Source organism: Pseudoxanthomonas composti (assembly GCF_004122095.1).
Classification (GTDB): Bacteria; Pseudomonadota; Gammaproteobacteria; order Xanthomonadales; family Xanthomonadaceae; genus Pseudoxanthomonas_A; species Pseudoxanthomonas_A composti.
In genome coordinates, this window is record NZ_SAWZ01000002.1 from 185,261 (window position 1) to 203,647 (window position 18,387).

At 68.3% G+C, this 18,387-nt stretch carries 18 protein-coding genes; 11 read left to right on the forward strand and 7 right to left on the reverse strand.

Features of this window, described 5'->3' with window-relative positions:
• Window positions 1-266: 266 nt before the first annotated feature.
• Window positions 267-1,532 (reverse strand): hypothetical protein, encoded by a 1,266-nt coding sequence (locus tag EPA99_RS04140; RefSeq protein ID WP_129469931.1) that lies wholly within the window; start codon window positions 1,530-1,532, stop codon window positions 267-269.
• Window positions 1,533-1,680: 148 nt separating this feature from the next.
• Between EPA99_RS04140 and EPA99_RS04145 the strand changes: the two genes are divergently transcribed.
• The 10 genes from EPA99_RS04145 to EPA99_RS04190 all read left to right on the forward strand — a co-directional run bounded on the left by EPA99_RS04145 (window position 1,681) and on the right by EPA99_RS04190 (window position 10,503).
• Complete coding sequence (locus EPA99_RS04145) at window positions 1,681-2,004, forward strand: YerC/YecD family TrpR-related protein (protein WP_129469932.1); 324 nt, start codon at window positions 1,681-1,683, stop codon at window positions 2,002-2,004.
• Between the two features lie 11 nt (window positions 2,005-2,015).
• Window positions 2,016-2,930 carry an ATP phosphoribosyltransferase gene (hisG, locus tag EPA99_RS04150; RefSeq protein WP_129469933.1) on the forward strand — a complete coding sequence of 305 codons (915 nt, stop codon included), beginning with the start codon at window positions 2,016-2,018 and terminating at the stop codon, window positions 2,928-2,930.
• A complete protein-coding gene (hisD, locus tag EPA99_RS04155) occupies window positions 2,927-4,258 on the forward strand; it encodes a histidinol dehydrogenase (RefSeq protein ID WP_129469934.1) in 1,332 nt (443 codons plus the stop codon). The genes hisG and hisD overlap by 4 nt, the downstream gene beginning before the upstream one ends.
• Complete coding sequence (gene hisC / locus EPA99_RS04160; RefSeq protein ID WP_129469935.1) at window positions 4,255-5,358, forward strand: histidinol-phosphate transaminase; 1,104 nt, start codon at window positions 4,255-4,257, stop codon at window positions 5,356-5,358. Before hisD ends, hisC begins: the two co-directional genes overlap by 4 nt.
• Entirely contained in the window at window positions 5,355-6,434 is a 1,080-nt protein-coding gene (gene hisB, locus EPA99_RS04165) for a bifunctional histidinol-phosphatase/imidazoleglycerol-phosphate dehydratase HisB (protein WP_129469936.1), read from the forward strand. The genes hisC and hisB overlap by 4 nt, the downstream gene beginning before the upstream one ends.
• Window positions 6,431-7,033 carry an imidazole glycerol phosphate synthase subunit HisH gene (hisH, locus tag EPA99_RS04170; RefSeq protein ID WP_164978559.1) on the forward strand — a complete coding sequence of 201 codons (603 nt, stop codon included), beginning with the start codon at window positions 6,431-6,433 and terminating at the stop codon, window positions 7,031-7,033. Before hisB ends, hisH begins: the two co-directional genes overlap by 4 nt.
• A gap of 23 nt (window positions 7,034-7,056) precedes the next feature.
• Entirely contained in the window at window positions 7,057-7,815 is a 759-nt protein-coding gene (gene hisA / locus EPA99_RS04175) for a 1-(5-phosphoribosyl)-5-[(5-phosphoribosylamino)methylideneamino]imidazole-4-carboxamide isomerase (protein ID WP_129469937.1), read from the forward strand.
• Window positions 7,809-8,585 (forward strand): imidazole glycerol phosphate synthase subunit HisF, encoded by a 777-nt coding sequence (gene hisF / locus EPA99_RS04180; protein ID WP_129469938.1) that lies wholly within the window; start codon window positions 7,809-7,811, stop codon window positions 8,583-8,585. Before hisA ends, hisF begins: the two co-directional genes overlap by 7 nt.
• Window positions 8,575-9,213: a bifunctional phosphoribosyl-AMP cyclohydrolase/phosphoribosyl-ATP diphosphatase HisIE gene (gene hisIE / locus EPA99_RS04185; protein WP_129469939.1), complete on the forward strand. Its 639-nt coding sequence runs from the start codon at window positions 8,575-8,577 to the stop codon at window positions 9,211-9,213. The genes hisF and hisIE overlap by 11 nt, the downstream gene beginning before the upstream one ends.
• 405 nt (window positions 9,214-9,618) lie before the next feature.
• Entirely contained in the window at window positions 9,619-10,503 is an 885-nt protein-coding gene (locus tag EPA99_RS04190) for a cupin-like domain-containing protein (protein ID WP_129469940.1), read from the forward strand.
• Window positions 10,504-10,974: 471 nt separating this feature from the next.
• On the opposite strand, the gene mtnC is transcribed toward EPA99_RS04190, so the two are convergent.
• The 5 genes from mtnC to EPA99_RS04215 form a co-directional block, all read right to left on the reverse strand.
• Entirely contained in the window at window positions 10,975-11,679 is a 705-nt protein-coding gene (mtnC, locus tag EPA99_RS04195; RefSeq protein WP_129469941.1) for an acireductone synthase, read from the reverse strand.
• Window positions 11,679-12,236 (reverse strand): 1,2-dihydroxy-3-keto-5-methylthiopentene dioxygenase, encoded by a 558-nt coding sequence (locus tag EPA99_RS04200; RefSeq protein WP_129469942.1) that lies wholly within the window; start codon window positions 12,234-12,236, stop codon window positions 11,679-11,681. Before EPA99_RS04200 ends, mtnC begins: the two co-directional genes overlap by 1 nt.
• A 97-nt stretch (window positions 12,237-12,333) precedes the next feature.
• Entirely contained in the window at window positions 12,334-12,975 is a 642-nt protein-coding gene (locus EPA99_RS04205) for a methylthioribulose 1-phosphate dehydratase (RefSeq protein WP_129469943.1), read from the reverse strand.
• A 34-nt stretch (window positions 12,976-13,009) separates the two neighbouring features.
• A complete protein-coding gene (locus EPA99_RS04210) occupies window positions 13,010-14,440 on the reverse strand; it encodes an amino acid permease (protein ID WP_129469944.1) in 1,431 nt (476 codons plus the stop codon).
• 79 nt (window positions 14,441-14,519) lie between these two features.
• Window positions 14,520-15,995 carry an amino acid permease gene (locus tag EPA99_RS04215; protein WP_129469945.1) on the reverse strand — a complete coding sequence of 492 codons (1,476 nt, stop codon included), beginning with the start codon at window positions 15,993-15,995 and terminating at the stop codon, window positions 14,520-14,522.
• Window positions 15,996-16,141: 146 nt separating this feature from the next.
• Here EPA99_RS04215 and EPA99_RS04220 point away from each other — a divergent pair, with 146 nt between their 5' ends.
• On the forward strand, window positions 16,142-16,732 hold the full coding sequence (locus tag EPA99_RS04220) for an NUDIX hydrolase (protein WP_129469946.1): 591 nt from the start codon (window positions 16,142-16,144) through the stop codon (window positions 16,730-16,732).
• Between the two features lie 322 nt (window positions 16,733-17,054).
• Here EPA99_RS04220 and serA read toward each other — a convergent pair whose 3' ends face one another.
• Window positions 17,055-18,293, reverse strand: a complete 1,239-nt coding sequence (serA, locus tag EPA99_RS04225; RefSeq protein ID WP_129469947.1) for a phosphoglycerate dehydrogenase — start codon at window positions 18,291-18,293, stop codon at window positions 17,055-17,057.
• Window positions 18,294-18,387 lie beyond the last annotated feature (94 nt).

Consider the following 18,387-nt stretch of genomic DNA (forward strand, 5'->3'; position numbering starts at 1 on the left):
AAGCGTCTCGCGCTCATCCGCGCAGGCGCCGTGGTGGACAAGCCTCGCGTTGTCCACCCGCCGTAGGGTGGATGGCGCTTTTCCATCCACCATTTGCTCCAGACGGACATGGTGGCCATGGCTGGCGTGCCGGCCTCGGTCGCCCGCCTGCCTGCTCAGGCAGGGCCGCGCAAATGAACCGAATTCAGTCTTTGTGGCCTGCGCTTGCCTGCCCTGGAAGCGGAACCCGGAGCCCGCTGGCAGTGATCCACAAGCTTTGCCCTTAATCACTCCGTGCCGTTCGCAGGCGACATCAACCCATGCCGTCCCAGCATCGCGATCAATGCAAGACGCAGCTCCGGTGCGTTCCCGAATGCGCCGCTCATCTGCTCCAAGACCTTACCGCTGCGGATGACGGCATAGGTGGGCATTGGCCAATTCCGGAAGAGCGCCCAGTCGCTGCGCCGCGTGACCAAATACATGGGCGAATTGGGGAACTGGGCATTCCAGTCCTTCCAGGCATTCAGGTCCTCGATCCCCGGTGGCTGGCCGATCCAGTGGGCATGGGCGGCGAAGACCGGTGCGAGTTCCGGGTCGGACGCGATATCGCGCGCCGCGTCCACCGAGAAGTGGCAACCTGCAAGGACAAGGATCTGGAGATCGCTCAGGTCGACGGTTGCAGCATCCATTCGCGTCCCATCCGCTGACAGGCGCCACCAGCGCGGACCGGTTGGCAGAGCATCAGCAGGCGTGACGACAGCGGGCACGGAGGCAAGTTTCAGCGCGGGGAAATGCGTGACCAGCGCTCGTGCGTCATCGAGCTTGGCCGAGGCCAGCAGGGCACGTTGCGCGCTTTCGATCAGGGCGTGGCTTTGCATGCCGCGCTTGCCCAGCAGATCGATCAAGGTCAGCAATTCCTCGGCCAATCCAGGGTCGCCGCTGTCGTTGGCCGCGATGGACGTGGCGCGGGTCAGTAGCAAGAGGTCGGGATTGCCGAGCTTGGCGGCGCCTTCGACCAGGTGCCGAGGGAACACCTGTCGAAATCCCGCGCCCGCGTGTCGTGCCCTGGCCAAGTCATCCAGTCGTGTCGCGGCGCGGGTCAGGGCGATGTACTCGGAGTAGCGCTGATCGATGCCGCTCGGCCTATGCGGATCTGCGCGCCATGAGGATGGAACAGGCGATGTCTGGAGCGTCTTGGCGATCGGGTCGGCATCCAGGCCGAGCAAGGTGAGTACCGCCTGCGCCTGTTCTTGATCCAGCTCCCAGCGCATGTCTTCGAAGGGAAGCGACACCACGCCGCGCTCGCCGAACTGCAGCCCTGACAGAAAGCGTTGCCTGCCGCCGGCGGAAAAGGCGTCAAGAGGGTCGCGCATGCCCCGGCTGGCCTCGAGCCAGGCGTCGAGCCTTGCGCGGCTGTCCAATGGGGGTTGCACGGTTGCCGGTGTCGCGGGTCTGCCGTCCTGTTCCGCGAGTGGGCCAGTCGTCAGTCCTGCGCTGCACAGCAGGCCTGTGGTGAGCATGGCGGCAAGCACCGTGGATCTGAATCGGGACACGGGCGACTCCTTGTCGCGGATGTGCGGGGCTGGGCACTGAGCGATGCTAGCGCGGTCGATCGCCCCACAGGCGCACGGTGGGCCAGCGGGTTGTCGCGACCCGCACGCTCGTGCTAATGTGATAGCGCGTTATTACATTGAGACATCCATGAAGCGCCGCGCCGACACCGACGAGAAGACCACCAGCCTGGCCCAGCAGTCGCTGGCGCTTGCGTTGGCGGGTCTGACCGAGCCGGAGGAGGTGCGCGCGTTCCTGGTCGACCTGTGTACGCCCGCCGAGCTGGAAGCCATGGCCGATCGCTGGCGCGTGGTGCCGCTGATTCTCAAGGGCGTGCCGTACCGCGAAATCCATGAGCTGACCGAGGTCAGCGTCACCACCATCGGGCGCGTGGCGCGCACGCTGGAAACCGGCACCGGCGGCTATGCCACCGCCCTGCGCCGCCAGCAGTCGCGCGGCGCCGCCTCTCACTGAAGTCTCCTGCCATGCCTCCCATCGTTGCCAATGCGACGCGCGACCGTCTGCGCATCGCCATCCAGAAATCCGGCCGCCTGGCCGACCCGGCGCGCAGCCTGCTGGCCGCTTGTGGCCTGAGCTGGCGCGAGAGCCGCGACAAGCTGTTCTGCTACGGCGAATCGCTGCCGGTGGACCTGCTGCTGGTGCGCGATGACGACATCCCAGGGCTGATCGCCGATGGCGTGTGCGACTACGGCATCGTCGGCCGCAACGAGCTGGACGAGCAGGCCAATGCACGCCTGGAGATCGGCCTGTCTCCTGCGTATCGCGAAGTCCGCCCGCTGGGCTTCGGCGGCTGCCGGCTGATGCTGGCCATTCCCGAGACCTGGGAGTGGGAGGGCGCCCAGCAGCTGCAGGGCCTGCGCATCGCCACCAGCTATCCGGCGATCCTGCGGCAGTGGCTGTCCGCGCGCGGGGTGGAGGCCTCGGTGGTTGAACTCTCCGGCTCGGTGGAGATCGCGCCCAAGCTGGATACCGCCGACCTGATCTGCGACCTGGTCTCCAGCGGGGCCACGCTCAAGGCCAACCAGCTCAAGCCGGTGGAGACGCTGCTGGACAGCGAAGCCGTGCTGGCCGGGCCGGTGCGCGGCTTCAACGACGCGCGCGCGGACCTGTCGGCCATGCTGCTGCGGCGCATGGACGGCGTGCTCAAGCTCAAGGACAGCAAGCTGCTGATGTTCCGCGCTGCCCCCGACACGGTGCCGGCGCTGACCCGGTTGCTGGCCGATGCCGAGCCGCTAGTGCAGCTGCCGGGCGAGCACGCCGAGGGCATTTCGCTGCAGACCATGTGCCATACCGCCATCAGCTGGCAGCAGCTGGAAGAGCTCGAACGCGCCGGCGCGCGCGGGCTGATGGTGCTGTCGGTGGAGCGCTCGCTGGCATGAACGCGAACCTACGCACCGATACTTCCAGCGCCCAGCGCATCTTCTGGAGCGCGCTGGACGACCAGGCCCAGGCGCAGACGCTGGAGCGCCCCGCGCAGACCGTGGCCGAGCAGACCCGTCGCACCGTAGCCGCCCTCATCGAGGAGGTGCGCAGCGGCGGACTGGAAGCCCTGCGCGCGATCACCCAGCGCCTGGATGGCGCCGCGCCCGTGTCCTTCGAGGTGGGCGAGGATGCGTTCGCCGCCGCGGAGGCCGCCATCGACCCGGCGCTGAAGCAGGCCATGGTCGAGGCTGCCGCGCGCATCACCGCCTTCCACAAGGCCGGCATGGCCAAGCCCTATGCCGTGGAGACCGCACCTGGCGTGGTGTGCGAGCGCATGATTCGCCCGATCGGGCGGGTCGGACTGTACGTGCCGGCCGGCAGCGCGCCGCTGCCTTCGACCGCGCTGATGCTGGGCGTGCCGGCGCAGCTGGCCGGGTGCCGCGAGGTGGTGCTGTGCACGCCGCCGCGCAAGGACGGCAGCGCCGATCCGGCCGTGCTGGTGGCCGCGCGCCTGACCGGCGTGGGCCGGGTCTTCGTGCTGGGCGGCGCCCAGGCCATCGCGGCGATGGCCTATGGCGCCGGGCCGGTGCCGGCCTGCGACAAGCTCTTTGGGCCCGGCAACAGCTACGTCACCGAGGCCAAGCAGCAGGTGGCGCAGAGCGGGGCGGCGGCCATCGACATGCCCGCCGGGCCGTCGGAAGTGCTGGTGATCGCCGATGCCGGGGCCAATGCGGACTTCGTGGCCGCCGACCTGCTCTCGCAGGCCGAGCACGGGCCGGATTCGCAGGTGCTGCTGCTGTCCGACGATGCCGGTCTGCTGGATCGCGTGGAAGCCGCCCTGGCCACCCAACTGGCCGCGCTGCCGCGTGCCGACATCGCCCGGCGCGCGCTGTCGGCCTCGCGCCTGGTGCAGGTGGAGTCGCTGGAGCAGGCCTTTGCCATCAGCAATCGCTACGCGCCCGAGCACCTGATCCTGGCCCTGCGCGAGCCGCGCGTGTGGCTCCCCAAGGTCGAGGCCGCCGGCTCGGTGTTCCTGGGCGACTACACGCCCGAGGCGCTGGGCGACTACTGCAGCGGCACCAACCACGTGCTGCCGACCAGTGGCGCGGCGCGTGCCTACAGCGGCGTGTCGGTGGCCAGTTTCCAGAATTTCGTCAGCGTGCAGTCGGCCAGCGCGGCCGGCCTCCTGGCCATCGGCCCTTCGGCGGTGACCCTGGCCGAGGCCGAGCGCCTGGAGGCCCACGCCAATGCCGTGCGCCTGCGCCTGCAGGAGGCCGCCCGATGAGCACCCCCGATCAAAAGCAGCCCGATCTGCTCGACCTGGTCCGCCCGGATCTGCGGGCTTTTAGCGGCTACAAGTCCGCCCGTACCGAAGCCCTGCGCGGTGATGTCTGGCTCAACGCCAACGAGAGCGCCTGGAGCAATCCGGCCGACGCCAGCGCCACCTCGCGCCGCTATCCCGATCCGCAACCGGCTGCGCTCAAGGCCGCGCTGTGCGGCCTGTACGGCTGCGCGCCGGAGGAGTTGCTGATCGGCCGCGGCAGCGACGAGGCCATCGACCTGCTGGTGCGCACGCTGTGCGTGGCAGGGCGCGATGCGGTGGTCATCGCCCCGCCGGTGTTCGGCATGTATGCGGTCAGTGCCCGCCTGCAGGACGCGCGGTTGATCGAGGTGCCACTGGTGGATGGACCGGGCGGCTTCGCACCGGACTTGGAGGCGATCGCGCAGGCGGTGCTGGCGCAGGGCGCCAAGGTGGTGTTCCTGTGCTCGCCGGCCAATCCGACCGGCGCGTCGATCCCGCTGGCCGACATCGAGGCACTGCTGCAGCGCCTGCAGGGGCGCGCGCTGGTGGTGGTGGATGAGGCCTACGGCGAATTTTCCCAAGTGCCCTCAGCGCTGACGCTGCGCGCGCGGTACCCGGAAGTGGCGGTGCTGCGCACCTTGTCCAAGGCCCACGCCCTGGCCGCGGCCCGCGTGGGTGTGGTGATCGCCGATAGGCGCCTGGTGTCGGTGCTGCGTGCCTGCCAGGCGCCATATCCGGTGCCCACGCCGTGCGCGGAACTGGCGGCGGCCGGGCTTTCGCCCGACGCGCTGGCGGCCACGCGCGCACGCATCGCCACGGTGATCGCCGAGCGCGCTCGCCTGGCTGCGGCGCTGGCGGTCCTGCCCGGCGTGCGACGCGTCTACGCCTCCGATGCCAACTTCCTGCTGGTGCGCTTCGAGGATGCTCAAGGCGCGTTCGACGCGCTGCTGGGCGCCGGCATCGTGGTGCGCGACCAGCGCGCCGCGCCGCAGCTGGGCGATGCCTTGCGCATCACGATTGGCTCTCCAGAGCAGAACGCCCGCGTGCTGGACGCGCTGAGTGCGCAGGCGGTGGCGGCATGAGCGGCACCAAGATCCTCTTCGTCGACCGCGACGGCACCCTGATTGAGGAGCCGGCCGACTTCCAGATCGACGCCTACGAGAAGCTGCGCTTGGTGAAGGGCGTGATCCCGGCGATGCTGAAGCTGCGCGATGCCGGCTTCCAGTTCGTCATCGTCACCAACCAGGACGGGTTGGGCACCGAGGGCTATCCACGCGAGCGCTTCGACGGCCCCAACAATCTGATGCTGCAGATCTTCGAAAGCCAGGGCATCATCTTCCGCGAAGTGCTGGTGGACTGCAGCTGGCCGGCCGACAAGGCCCCGACCCGCAAGCCCGAGCTCGGACTGGTCCTGCACTACCTGCGCGATCGCGGCATCGACCTGGACGGCTCGGCCATGGTCGGCGACCGCGAGACCGACATCCGCTTCGCGCAGAACCTGGGCATCCGCGGCTTCCAGCTCAGGACCGAGCAGTTCGGTGGCGAGTGGGACTGGGCCGGCATCGCCCATGCCCTGGCCGATGCGCCGCGCACGGCGCGCGTGCGGCGCAAGACCAAGGAGACCGACATCCTGGTCGAGCTGGACCTGGACAAGGTGGCCGAGCCGAAGATCCACACCGGCCTGCCGTTCTTCGACCACATGCTGGAACAGATCGGCAAGCACGGCGGCTTCTCGCTGCAGATCCAGACCACCGGCGATCTGCACATCGACGAGCACCACACCATCGAGGACACCGCCCTGGCGCTGGGCGAGGCGCTGAAGCAGGCGCTGGGCGACAAGCGCGGCATCGGCCGCTATGGCTTCACCCTGCCGATGGACGAATGCCTGGTGAGCGCGGCGCTGGATTTCTCCGGCCGGCCCTACCTGGTGTTCGACGGCAGCTTCAAACGCGAACGCGTAGGCGACATGCCCACCGAACTGGTGCCGCATTTCTTCCGCTCGCTGTGCGATGCGGCTGGGCTCAACCTCAACCTGCAGGTACGCGGCGACAACGACCATCACCAGGTCGAGGGCTGCTTCAAGGCCCTGGCACGCGCGCTGCGGCAGGCGATCCGGCGCGAAGGCTCCGAGCTGCCCTCGACCAAGGGGGCGCTGTGATCCGGCTGGCCTTGATCGATGCCGGCGGCGCCAATATCGGTTCGGTGCGCTATGCGCTGGGCCGGCTGGGGGTGGAAGCCGAGCTGACCACCGATGCGCAAGTGATCGGCCGCGCCGATCGAGTGATCCTGCCCGGCGTGGGCGCGGCAGCGCAGGTGATGGCGCGGCTGCGCGAACTGGACCTGATCGACACCATTCGATCATTGCAGGCGCCGCTGCTGGGCGTATGCGTGGGCATGCAGGTGCTGTTCGAGCATTCCGAGGAGGACGACACCGCCTGCCTGGGGCTGCTGGCCGGGCGTGTGGCCAAGCTGCCGGTGTCGCCGGGCATCCGCGTGCCGCACATGGGCTGGAACACGCTGGCGGCCCGGCGCGAGGCCTCGCTGACGCGCGGGATCGGGCCGCACGACCAGGCCTACTTCGTCCACAGCTACGCCGCGCCCGTGAGTGAGGACTGCCTGAGCAGCGCCACCCACGGGCAGGCCTTCGCCGCGGTGGTGCAGCGCGGGCGTGTGGCCGGCGCGCAGTTCCACCCCGAACGCTCGGCGGCCGTCGGCGCGCGGCTGCTGCAGAACTTCATCGAATTCGGCCTGGCCTGATGCCTGCGCCTGCGAACCCTGTCATGACTTCCGAAACTTCCTTCCAGCTTTATCCCGCCATCGATGTGCGCGGCGGGCGCGTGGTGCGCCTGGCCCAGGGCGACTACGACCGCCAGACCACTTACGGCGAGGATCCGCTGGCCGCCGCGCAGGCCTACGCCGCCCAGGGCGCGCGCTGGCTGCACCTGGTCGATCTGGATGCCGCCCGTGCCGGCGGCTACACCCTGGCGCCGCTGTTGCAGCAACTGCGCGCCACCACCGGCCTGCAGGTGCAGACCGGCGGCGGCGTGCGCGGGCGCGAGGACGTGCTGGCGCTGCTGGAGGCCGGCGCGGCGCGGGTGGTGATCGGGTCGCTGTCGGTACGTGCGCCGGACGAGGTGCTGGCATGGCTGGCCGAGTTCGGCCCGGAGCGCATCACCGTGGCCCTGGACGCGCGCCAGGACGCGGCCGGCATCTGGCAGCTGCCGATCCATGGCTGGACCGAAGGCTCCGGCCTGGTCCTGGACGAACTGGCCAAGCGCTACGCCGCCGCCGGCCTGCGGCACCTGCTGTGCACCGATATCGCCCGCGATGGCATGTTGAACGGCCCCAATTTCGCGCTTTATCGCCACCTGGTGGCGCTGCTGCCCGGGGTCCAGGTCCAGGCCTCCGGCGGCGTGCACGCCGTGGGCGACGTGCGCCAGGCCAAGGCCGCAGGCTGCGGTGGCATCGTCCTGGGCCGTGCCCTGCTGGAAGGGCGCTTCACCCTGCCGCAGGCCTTCGCGGAGGCCGAGGCATGCTGAGCCGGCGCATCGTGCCCTGCCTGGACGTGCGCGGCGGGCGCGTGGTCAAGGGCGTCAAGTTCCGCGACCACGTCGACATGGGCGATATCGCCGAGCTGGCGCTGCGCTACCGCGACGCCGGCGCGGACGAACTGGTGTTCTACGACATCGGCGCCAGCCCGGAAGGTCGCTCGGTCGACTACGGCTGGGTGGAAAAAGTCTCGCGCCTGCTCGACATCCCGTTCTGCGTGGCCGGCGGCATTCGCAGCGTGGAAACCGCCCGCGCGGTGCTGCACGCCGGTGCAGACAAGGTCTCGATCAACACCCCGGCGCTGGAGCGCCCGGCGCTGATCGGCGAGCTGGCCACGGCCTTCGGCGTGCAGTGCGTGGTGGTGGGCATCGATTCGGTGCGCGAGGCCGATGGCCAGTGGCGCGTGCGCAGCTACACCGGCGACCCCAGCAAGACCCGCGCCGAAGGCCTGCGCACCCTGGACTGGATCGTGCAAGCGCAGGCGCTGGGTGCCGGCGAGATCGTGCTCAACTGCATGGACAGCGACGGCGTGCGCCGCGGCTACGACGTCGAGCAGCTCACGGCCGCGCGCGCGCTGTGCCACGTGCCGTTGGTCGCCTCGGGCGGGGCCGGGTTGCCGGAGCATTTCGCCGCCGCCTTCCAGCAGGCCGACGTGGACGCGGCCCTGGCCGCGAGCGTCTTCCACAGCGGCGCCATCGCCATTCCCGAACTCAAGCGTTACCTGCGCGCCCAAGCCATCGAGGTCCGTAATGCCCACTGAAGCCACCCCCGCCATCCGCAGCAGCGTGGACCCGGCGGCCCTGGACTGGAGCAAGGGCGGCGGCCTGCTGCCGGTGATCGTCCAGGATGCCCGCAACCTGCGCGTGCTGATGCTGGGCTACATGAACCTGGACGCGTTGCGGGCCACCCTGCAGCTGGGCAAAGTGACCTTCTTCAGTCGCAGCAAGCAGCGGCTGTGGACCAAGGGCGAGACCACCGGCCACGTGCTGCAGGTGGTGTCCATCGACATGGACTGCGACCAGGATGCGTTGCTGGTGCAGGCCATTCCGCACGGGCCCACCTGCCATCTGCAGCGCCCCAGTTGCTTTGCCCAGGCGCCTTCGGATTTCCTCTCCGAGTTGGACGCGCTGGTGCAGTCGCGCCACCGCGCGCGCCCGGAAGGCAGCTATACGACCAAACTGTTCAACGACGGCGTGCGCCGGATCTCCCAGAAAGTGGGCGAGGAGGGCGTGGAGGTCGCCCTGGCCGGCGTGGCCCAGGACGATGCCGCGCTGCTCGGCGAAAGCGCCGACCTGCTGTTCCATCTGACCGTGCTGCTGCGCGCGCGCGGCCTGTCGCTGGCCGATGCGGTGCACGTGCTGCGCCAGCGCCACCAGGCTGCTTCTTGAATCGCAGTGGCGGTGGCCTAGCATCTCCTCGGGCGGACAGCTCCCCAAACAGCGCTGGGTGTCTCGTAGAACCCATCCTCGCCACGATCCTGCTAAGCGCAGGTGACCCTGTGGGAGCGGCTTCAGCCGCGAAAGGGCTTTCCCGACAAAGCCCCTTCGCGGCTAAAGCCGCTCCCACAGGTGGATTCGGGGTTTCTAGTATGAAATCCGGCTTTCGAGCGATCAGCGAGCTCGCGCCCGTGCGAGCCAACGCTGGGGTGTTTAGTGCGGCAAGCCCCCGCATCGGCGCTCTACCGCTCATCTGCTACGGTCATCGCCGGCTGGCCGATTTCCGGCCAGCCCGCGTTTTAGACACGAACAGCGTCACTGCCTGAACGGGCAGGGGCGGGAATCGAGGGAGGGAAAATGGGACATTGCTTTGGCGCCGACCTGCCGTCGGCGCAGCTGGATCGCGCGCCATTCAAATTCCAGCACCAGTTGCTGGGCCATCCGGCGCTGACGATCGAAGGCCTGGCCGAATCGCTGCCGCGCCTGCCGTCCCATCGGGTGATGTACTCCAAGGGTCTGTCGGACCTGGCGATCAACTTCGACCGCGCCCATATCGATCACCACAACGGGATGAGCCTGGTCCAGACCATTGAGACCATCCGCACCTCCAGCTCCTACATCGCCGTGCGCGACCCACAGGACGATCCGGCCTTCCAGGGCCTGTACGCGGACCTGTGCGCGGAAGTGACGGCCTTGCAGCGCCAGGCCGGCCGCTCGCGCGCCATCCACGAGCCGCGCATGTGGCTGTTCATCGCCTCGCCCAATGCGCAGACCCCGTTCCACTTCGATCGCTATTCCAACTTCCTGATGCAGCTGCGCGGCAGCAAGCAGGTCGCGGTGTTTCCGAACTTCCGCGAGGACATCGTGCCGCAGGAAATCTGCGAGTCCTACATGGCCCGCAACGATTCGATCCCGCTGTGGCGCGATGAGCTGGACCGGCACGCGATCAAGTTCGACTTCAAGGCCGGCGAGGCCATCCACATCCCCTACATCTCCGGGCACTACGTCAAGAACGGGCCCGAGGACGTGTCGATCTCGATGGCGTTCTTCTTCCAGACCGACGAGACCCTGCGCTGGTCGCGGGCCATGCAGTTCAACCATCGCCTGCGCAAGCTGGGCTTGAAGCCCGGGGCGGTCGGTGCGTCGGCCGCGCGCGACACGCTCAAATCCACCGCCATGCAGCTGGCGCGTGGCGCCGGACGTGTGTTGCGGCGGGGAGCGGGGCAGGCGCCGGCTGGCTGAGGACCCGGTCCACGGGCCTGGCGGGCGGCGATGGGCGGTCCTGGCTGGCTTGCGAAGGCTGGCTTGCGAGGAGGCCGTGCGGGCTGGCGGGCTTGCGCTGGCTGGCCGCACCGCGGCAAGTCTACGGATCGCGCCAGGGCCGTGAAGAAACGCGAATCAGTCCTATTCGGTCGCCGTCAGTGAACGCCGACGGTTCCAAAGACGCCTTGTGAAAGCGGCTCGAGTGGAGCTTCAGCGACCCTCTTTGCCGCCCTCGAGACGAGTCCAGATCGCCATGGGGAGTCCAGATCGGCCTATGGGAGCGCCTTCAGGCGCGAAGAGGCTCTCACGGTATAGCTCTTCGCGGCTGATGGCCCGAGGCCACCCAGAGCCGCTCCCACGGAGCAGTGTGCGTTTGGGTCGGTCCAACCGCGGGCGGCGCGCGAAACAGCGCCCGCCGGTAATCCCCCAAACGCTTAGGGCGTCGCCGCCTCAGCTCGCGAGCTGGATCTGCTCGAAGCTCTCCACCCGCTTGTGGCCACCAGTGGCCTGGCCGGTGCGCGGCGCCGCATAGTCCTCACGACGGTCCAGCAGCACCGTCTGCAGCCCGGCGGACCTGGCCGCATCGAGCTCTTCCACCACATCGGACAGGAACAGGATCTCCTCGGCCGGCACGGCCACGCGCTCGACGATGGCCTTGTAGCTGTCCACCTCGCGCTTGCCTCCGATCTCGGTGTCGAACCAGCCGGAGATCAAGGGCGTCAGATCGCCGGCATCGCTGTGACCGAAGAACAGCTTCTGCGCCGGCACCGAGCCGGAGGAGTACACGTAGAGCTTGAAGCCCTCGCCGTACCAGGCCTGCAGTGCCGCGGCCGCGTCCGGATACATGTGCGCGGTGAAGTCGGCATCGTGGAAACCGGCCTCCCAGATCATGCCCTGCAGCGCCTTGAGCGCGGTGTGTTTACGGTCCTCCTCGATCCAGGCCTGCAGGGTCTGGACGATGGTCTCGTCGCTGGCGGCATCGCCCACTTCCTGGGCGACCTGGTCCAGCCACTGCCGCACCTCCAGCTCATCGCCGTGCTCGGCCACGAAGGCAGGCAGGGCGCGGTGCGCATAGGGGAACAGCACGTCCTTGACGAAGGAGATGCTGCTGGTGGTGCCCTCGATGTCGGTGAGGATGACCTGCGCGGTCGCCATCAGCTGGCCTGCTCCGGCACGTAGCGTGGAAAACGCTGGGCGATGGTCTCGCCGGTGAAATGCCCGACCCAGCCATCCGGCTCGGTGAAGAAGCGGATGGCCACGAACCGCGGCGACTCGCCCATGTCGAACCAGTGCAGGGTGCTGTCGGGCACCGCGATCAGGTCGTCCTTCACGCATTCGATCTCGTAGACCTTGCCATCCACGTGCAGGGTGAACAGCCCCGAGCCGTCCACGAAGAAGCGCACTTCGTCTTCCTTGTGGAAGTGCTCATCGAGGAACTTGGCGCGCATTTCCTCGCGCTTGGGATTGTCCGGGGCGATGCTGACCACGTCCACGGACTTGAAGCCGCGCTCGGCCACCAGACGGTCGATGTCGGCGCGATAGGCCTCCATCACCTGCTCGGGCGTGGCGCCGGCTTCCACCGGCTGGCTGGCCTTCCAGCGCTCGAAGGTCACGCCGATCTTTTTAAGCTCGGTGGCGATGAAGTCCGGGTCGTAGCTGGCGAACTCCGGGGTGTCCGGGTTGTTCTCGTCGAAGATGCGAAGTCGGCTCATGGCTGGCTCCCGTGTGACTGACAGGGGGAAGAACGACCGCCGAGGGTATCAGCGATCGCGTTGTGAGACTGGGGCGGCGGTGGAACGCTGTCGGCGTCTAGCCGCGACAACCCAACTTGCGTAACTCCAGTTCACAGTTGAACAGGAATTCGAAGGCTTCCAGATGGCGTCGCGCCTCGGCCATGGTGCGTCCCCAGGCGTACAGGCCATGGCCGTCGATCAGGTAGCCCCACAACGGCTGGGTGTCCAGCAGGGCGTCGACCTGGGCGGCCAGGACCTTCATGTCCTGGGTATTGGCGAACACCGGCACATCCACGGCCATCTCATGAGTGCTGTTGCCGTGGAAGGCCTTGAGCAGTTCGTAGCCTTCCAGGCGGATGTGTCCTGCCCCGGCGAACAGGCGAGAGGCCACGGTCTGCACGGTCGAATGCGTATGCAACACGCAGCCGATCTCAGGGAAACGCCGATACAGATGGGTGTGCAGCAGGGTTTCGGCAGAGGGGCGCTTGTCGGTGGCCACCGGCTGGCCGTCGAAGTCCACCACCATGATGTGCTCGCGCCCCATGCGGCCCTTGTCCGCGCCGGACACGGTGATCGCCGCATGGCGATCGTCCAGGCGTTCGGAGAAATTGCTGCTGGTCGCAGGCGTCCAGCCGCGCGCGGCCAGCTCGGCCACGTTGGCGGTGATGCGGTCGGCCAGCAGCGCCAGGCGCTGGTCGTCGTAAGGCAGGGTGCTCATGGGCTGATTCTACCGCGCGCGCACCGGCGCTGACTCAACCCTTGGTGTGCAGCCGGCTGTGCCGGTAGCCGTAGGCGGCATAGATGATGAAGCCGATCACGGTCCAGCCGATCATCAGCATCCAGTTGTGCATGGTCATGGTGGACAGCAGCATCAGGCAGCTGCCGACGCCGGCCAGGCAGATCAACCAGGCGAAGGGGATTCGGAACGGACGCGGGATGTCCGGTTGCGTGTGGCGCAGGATCAGCACGCCGGCGCAGACCGCGGCGAAGGCGATCAGCGTGCCCATCGAGGTCAGCTCGCCCAGCACGTCCAGCGGGAACAGCGCGGCCAGGATGGCGATGCCGATGCCGGTGATGACGGTGTTGACGTGCGGGGTGCGGTACTTGGGGTGGATCTTGGTGAACACCGGCGGCAGCAGGCCGTCGTGGGCCATGATCATGAAGATCCGCGGCTGGCCGATGATCATCACCAGCACCACCGAGGACAGGCCGATCAGCGCGCCGACTTCCACGATGATGCGCAGCCAGCCCAGCTGCGGATGCGCGGCTACCGCGGTCACCACCGGCTCGGCCGTGCCTAGGGCGGTGTAGGGCACCAGGCCGGTCATCACCGCGGCCATGGCGATGTACAGCACGGTGCAGATCACCAGCGAGAGCAGCATGCCGATGGGCAGGTCACGCTGCGGGCGGGTGGATTCCTGGGCCGCCACCGAAACCGCCTCGAAGCCGATGTAGGCGAAGAACACGATGGCCGCGCCGCGCACGATGCCGTCCCAGCCGAATTTGCCCGGGGCTTCGTTGGCGGGAATGAAGGGCTGCCAGTTGGCCGGGTCCACGTACTTCCAGCCGGCGATGATGATCAGCAGGATCAGGCAGGTCTTGAGGATCACCATGGCCATGTTCATGGCCGAGGACTTGCGGATGCCCACGTAGCACAGCCAGGTCAACAACAGCACGATGGCCGCCGCCGGCAGGTTGGCGATGGCGCCGGTCGGCTGCAGCTTGCCGTCCAGTGGCGCGCTGACCAGCGCCGCCGGCAGGTGGATGCCGAACTGGTCCAGCAGGCTCAGGAAATAGCCGGTCCAGCTGACCGCCACGGCCGAGGCCGACACGCCGTACTCCAGCACCAGCATCCACCCGATGAACCAGGCCGCCGCCTCGCCCAGGGTGGCGTAGGTGTAGGTGTAGGCCGAGCCGGACACCGGCACCATCGCGGCGAACTCGGCGTAGGCCATGGCGCAGAAGGCGCAGCACAGCGCGGCCAGGATGAAGCTCAGGATGATGGCCGGGCCGGCGTGCTCGGCCGCGGCCTGGCCGGTGATGACGAAGATGCCACCGCCGATCACCGCGCCGATCCCGAGCGCCGTCAGCCCCCAGGGCCCCAGGGTGCGATGCAGGCCCAGCGCCTCGGCGGCGCCGTGGCTGGCGAGGGGATGCTTGGTGGCCAGGAGTCGTTTGAACATGGACGCGGTGTCGATCTTGGGGGGAGGGGTAAACGACGAAGGCCGACGCTAGAGTGCCGTCGGCCTTCGATGCTGGGCGTCAGTGGCCCCGGCGCAGCTTGCTGTGTCGGTAGCCGTAGCCGAAATAGACCGCCAGGCCCAGCACCGTCCAGCCGACGAAGATCAGCCAGTGCTCGGTGAACGGCTGCCAGAACAGGTACAGGCAGGCGGCCACGCCCAGCGGGCAGATCACGATGGCCACGGGCACGCGGAACGGACGGGCCAGCTCGGGGCGGGTGTAGCGCAGCACCAGTACGCCGGCGCAGACCGTGGCGAAGGCCAGCAGTGTGCCCATCGACACCAGCTCGCCCAGCACGTTCAGCGGCATCAGGCCGGCCAGGGTACAGGCCAGTACGCCGACGATGACGGTGCCGACGTAAGGGGTCTGGTACTTGGGGTGGATCTTGCCGAACAGGCCAGGCAGCAGGCCGTCGCGCGACATGGAATAGAAGATGCGCGGCTGGGCCATCAGCATCACCAGGATCACCGAGGACAGGCCGGCGATGGCGCCGATCTCGGTGGCGGTCTTCAGCCAGGCCAGGGCCGGGTAGGGCTCGATCGCGGTGACCACCGGCTTGGCCGTGCCCAGCAGCGTGTAGTTGGTCATGCCGGTCAGGACCAGGCACACCGCGATGTAGATGATGGTGCAGATGGCCAGCGATCCGAGGATCCCCAGCGGCATGTCGCGCTGCGGATTCTTGGCCTCGCCGGCGGCGGTGGAGACCGCATCGAAGCCGATGTAGGCGAAGAACACGATGGCCGCCGCGCGGGTGACCCCGTCGAAGCCGAACTTGCCCGGGCCCTGCGCCTCGGGAATGAACGGGGTCCAGTTGGCCGGGTCCACGTACTGGGCGCCGAAGCCCAGGAAGCAGGCGATGACCGCGACCTTGATCGCCACCACGATGGCATTGGCCGTGGCCGACTGGGTGATGCCCACGTAGCACAGGCCGCTGACGGCGGCGACGATGCCGATCGCCGGCAGATTGAGCAGCGAGCCGGTGCTGACGAAATGCCCGTCCTTCCAGTCGATCGGTGCCTGTGTCAGTTCGGCGGGGAAGGGTAAGCCCAGGGTGCCGGTGATGAAGCTGATCAGGTAACTGGACCACCCGACCGCCACGGTGGAGGAAGCGAACAGGTACTCCAGGATCAGGCACCAGCCGATGAACCAGGCGACGAACTCGCCCAGGGTGGCGTAGGAAAAGGAGTAGGCACTGCCCGAGACCGGCAACAGCGCGGAGAACTCGGCATAGCACAGCCCGGCCAGAGCGCAGGCGAAGCCGGCCATGATGAAGCTCAGGGTCACCGCCGGACCGGCGTGATTGGCCGCGGCCTGGCCGGTCAACACGAAGATGCCCGCGCCGATCACCGCGCCCACGCCCAGCAGCACCAGGTGACGGGCGGTCAGGGTCCGTTTGAGGGTGGCTTCGCCTTTCAGGCTACCTTCGACCGGCTCGCCGGCGTCGACGTGTCCTGCCGGCTCGACCGGCTTGACGATAAACAACCCCTTGTTGGACATGCTGCGCGTTCCTCTGGAGCGTTCAGCCGTGCCGACGCCAGTAGTTGGGTGATAGGTTGCCGTCAGATGACAGCACAGCGCGGTACCTTGCCAAACGCCGCTGTTCCGCACAAGACGCACTGCCAGATGACCGCGATAATGCGCGGATGAATGCGATCACCCCCTCTGCGGCGCCGGCCGACCCGCATCGCGGCCTGGAGCAGGCCTTTGCCGCCTACGCCCGGCGCTGGCCGGGCGAGGCCGAGTTGGCGGCCGATTTCATTGACCTGCTGGGCGACCGACTCGACCCGTACGGGCGCGAGCGGCTGCAGGGGCACTTCACCGCCTCGGCCTGGCTGGTCAGTGCCGATGGCCGGCGCACCCTGCTCATGCACCACGCCAAGCTGCTGCGGTGGCTGCAGCCCGGCGGCCATGCCGATGGCGATCGCGACCTGCCGCGGGTGGCCCTGAAGGAGGCGCAGGAAGAAACCGGGCTGGCCGCGCTGGCGGTGGACGATACGGCCATCTTCGACCTGGACCGGCACTGGATCCCCGAACGCAAGGACGTGCCCGGGCACTGGCATCACGACGTGCGCTATGTGGTGCGGGCCACCGGCAGTGAAGACTTCCTGGCCAACGAGGAATCGCTGGCCCTGGCCTGGCGCCCGGTGGCGGAGGTGGCCCGGGATCCGGACCCCTCGCTCAGCCGCATGGCGCGGAAGTGGTTGGTGCGGTTGGGGCTGACGGCTGAGGAGTGAGCGGAGAGGAGTGAGGAGTGAGCAGAGCGCGCAGGGGCGAGCGGCCTGCTTTGGGAGCGGCCGTTTATGAGAGCTTTCTTTTCGAAAGCGATGTTTGTGGGAGCGGCTTCAGCCGCGAAGGGGCTTTCCCGGGAAAGCCTCTTCGCGGCTGATGGCCCTAGGCCACGCAGAGCCGCTCCCACAGAGGTCGCTCGCGCAGAGGCCGCCTGCGCGGGTTCGCTCTCAGCGAGGCGACTGCGCCGGCAGTCACTTCAACTAAGGGCACTGGCCCCGAAATCTCTTCACTCGGAGCGCCCGCGCTCCAGCGCCGGGCGTTGCGGGGCTAGTACAGCACGCGGGTGCGCAGGGTGCCTTCGATGGCGCCCAGCGCATCGCGCAGGATACTCGCCTGCTCTTCGTTGGCGGTCACATCGATCACCACGTAGCCGACCTGCGGGTCGGTACGCAGGTACTGGCCATCGATATTGATGCCCTGGGCGCGGAACACGTCGTTGATGGCCGAAAGCACGCCCGGCACGTTGCGGTGGATATGCAGTAGGCGGCGGCTGCCTTCGTGGCCGGGCAGGGTGACCTCGGGGAAGTTCACCGCCGACAGCGTGCTGCCGTTGTCGCTGTAGCGCACCAGCTTGGCGGCCACCTCGATGCCGATGTTGTCCTGCGCCTCCAGCGTGCTGCCGCCTACGTGCGGGGTCAGGATCACCTGATCCAGGCCCGCCAGCGGGGTGACGAAGGCATCGCCATTGCCCTTGGGTTCGACGGGGAACACGTCCACCGCCGCGCCGCCCACCTGGCCGGACCTGAGCGCCTCGGCGAGGGCCTCGATGTCCACCACCGTGCCGCGCGAGGCATTGATCAGGTGCGCGCCACGCTTCATCCCGGCGATCTGCGCCGGGCCGAACATGTCCTTGGTGGCGGGCGTCTCCGGCACGTGCAGGGTCACCACGTCCGACTGCGCCAGCAGGTCCGCAAGGCTCAGCGCCGGGGTGGCGTTGCCCAGCGAGAGCTTGGTCTCGATGTCGTGGAAGACCACGCGCATGCCCAGCGCCTCGGCCAGCACGCCGACCTGGGTGCCGATGTGGCCATAGCCGATGATGCCCAGGGTCTTGCCGCGGACCTCGTGGCTGCCGGCGGCCGACTTGGACCAGCCGCCGCGGTGGCACTCGGCGCTCTTCTGCGGAATGCCGCGCATCAGCATGATGGCCTGGGCGATGACCAGCTCGGCCACGCTGCGCGTGTTGGAGTAGGGCGCGTTGAACACCGGGATGCCGGCCAGCTCGGCCGCGTCGACATCGACCTGGTTGGTGCCAATGCAGAAGCAGCCGATGGACATCAGCCGGCGCGCATGCGACAGCACCTCGGCGGTGAGCTGGGTGCGCGAGCGGATGCCGATGATGTGGGCATCGGCGATAGCCGCCTTCAGCTGGTCTTCCGGCAGCGACTTGGTGTGGAAATCGATTTGCGTGTAGCCGGCGGCCTGGAACACGTCCACCGCGGTCTGGCTGACGCCTTCCAGCAGCAGTACGCGGATGTCCTGCTTGGGGAAGGAGGTCTTCTTGGTCATCGGTCTGGAGGGGGTCGAAGCGGGCCGCCCACTATGCCAGAGCGCATTGGTTACCGTTGCAGCGCAACGTGGGCCGCGCCAAGTGGACGTGGCG

Bases quoted from the DNA above. Each gene is read 5' to 3' on its own strand.
- EPA99_RS04145 (WP_129469932.1), top strand. From the start codon at position 1,681: ATGAAGCGCCGCGCCGACACCGACGAGAAGACCACCAGCCTGGCCCAG.
- hisG (WP_129469933.1), top strand. From the start codon at position 2,016: ATGCCTCCCATCGTTGCCAATGCGACGCGCGACCGTCTGCGCATCGCC.
- hisD (WP_129469934.1), top strand. From the start codon at position 2,927: ATGAACGCGAACCTACGCACCGATACTTCCAGCGCCCAGCGCATCTTC.
- hisC (WP_129469935.1), top strand. From the start codon at position 4,255: ATGAGCACCCCCGATCAAAAGCAGCCCGATCTGCTCGACCTGGTCCGC.
- hisB (WP_129469936.1), top strand. From the start codon at position 5,355: ATGAGCGGCACCAAGATCCTCTTCGTCGACCGCGACGGCACCCTGATT.
- hisA (WP_129469937.1), top strand. From the start codon at position 7,057: ATGACTTCCGAAACTTCCTTCCAGCTTTATCCCGCCATCGATGTGCGC.
- hisF (WP_129469938.1), top strand. From the start codon at position 7,809: ATGCTGAGCCGGCGCATCGTGCCCTGCCTGGACGTGCGCGGCGGGCGC.
- hisIE (WP_129469939.1), top strand. From the start codon at position 8,575: ATGCCCACTGAAGCCACCCCCGCCATCCGCAGCAGCGTGGACCCGGCG.
- EPA99_RS04190 (WP_129469940.1), top strand. From the start codon at position 9,619: ATGGGACATTGCTTTGGCGCCGACCTGCCGTCGGCGCAGCTGGATCGC.
- mtnC (WP_129469941.1), bottom strand. From the start codon at position 11,679: ATGGCGACCGCGCAGGTCATCCTCACCGACATCGAGGGCACCACCAGC.
- EPA99_RS04200 (WP_129469942.1), bottom strand. From the start codon at position 12,236: ATGAGCCGACTTCGCATCTTCGACGAGAACAACCCGGACACCCCGGAG.
- EPA99_RS04205 (WP_129469943.1), bottom strand. From the start codon at position 12,975: ATGAGCACCCTGCCTTACGACGACCAGCGCCTGGCGCTGCTGGCCGAC.
- EPA99_RS04210 (WP_129469944.1), bottom strand. From the start codon at position 14,440: ATGTTCAAACGACTCCTGGCCACCAAGCATCCCCTCGCCAGCCACGGC.
- EPA99_RS04215 (WP_129469945.1), bottom strand. From the start codon at position 15,995: ATGTCCAACAAGGGGTTGTTTATCGTCAAGCCGGTCGAGCCGGCAGGA.
- EPA99_RS04220 (WP_129469946.1), top strand. From the start codon at position 16,142: ATGAATGCGATCACCCCCTCTGCGGCGCCGGCCGACCCGCATCGCGGC.
- serA (WP_129469947.1), bottom strand. From the start codon at position 18,293: ATGACCAAGAAGACCTCCTTCCCCAAGCAGGACATCCGCGTACTGCTG.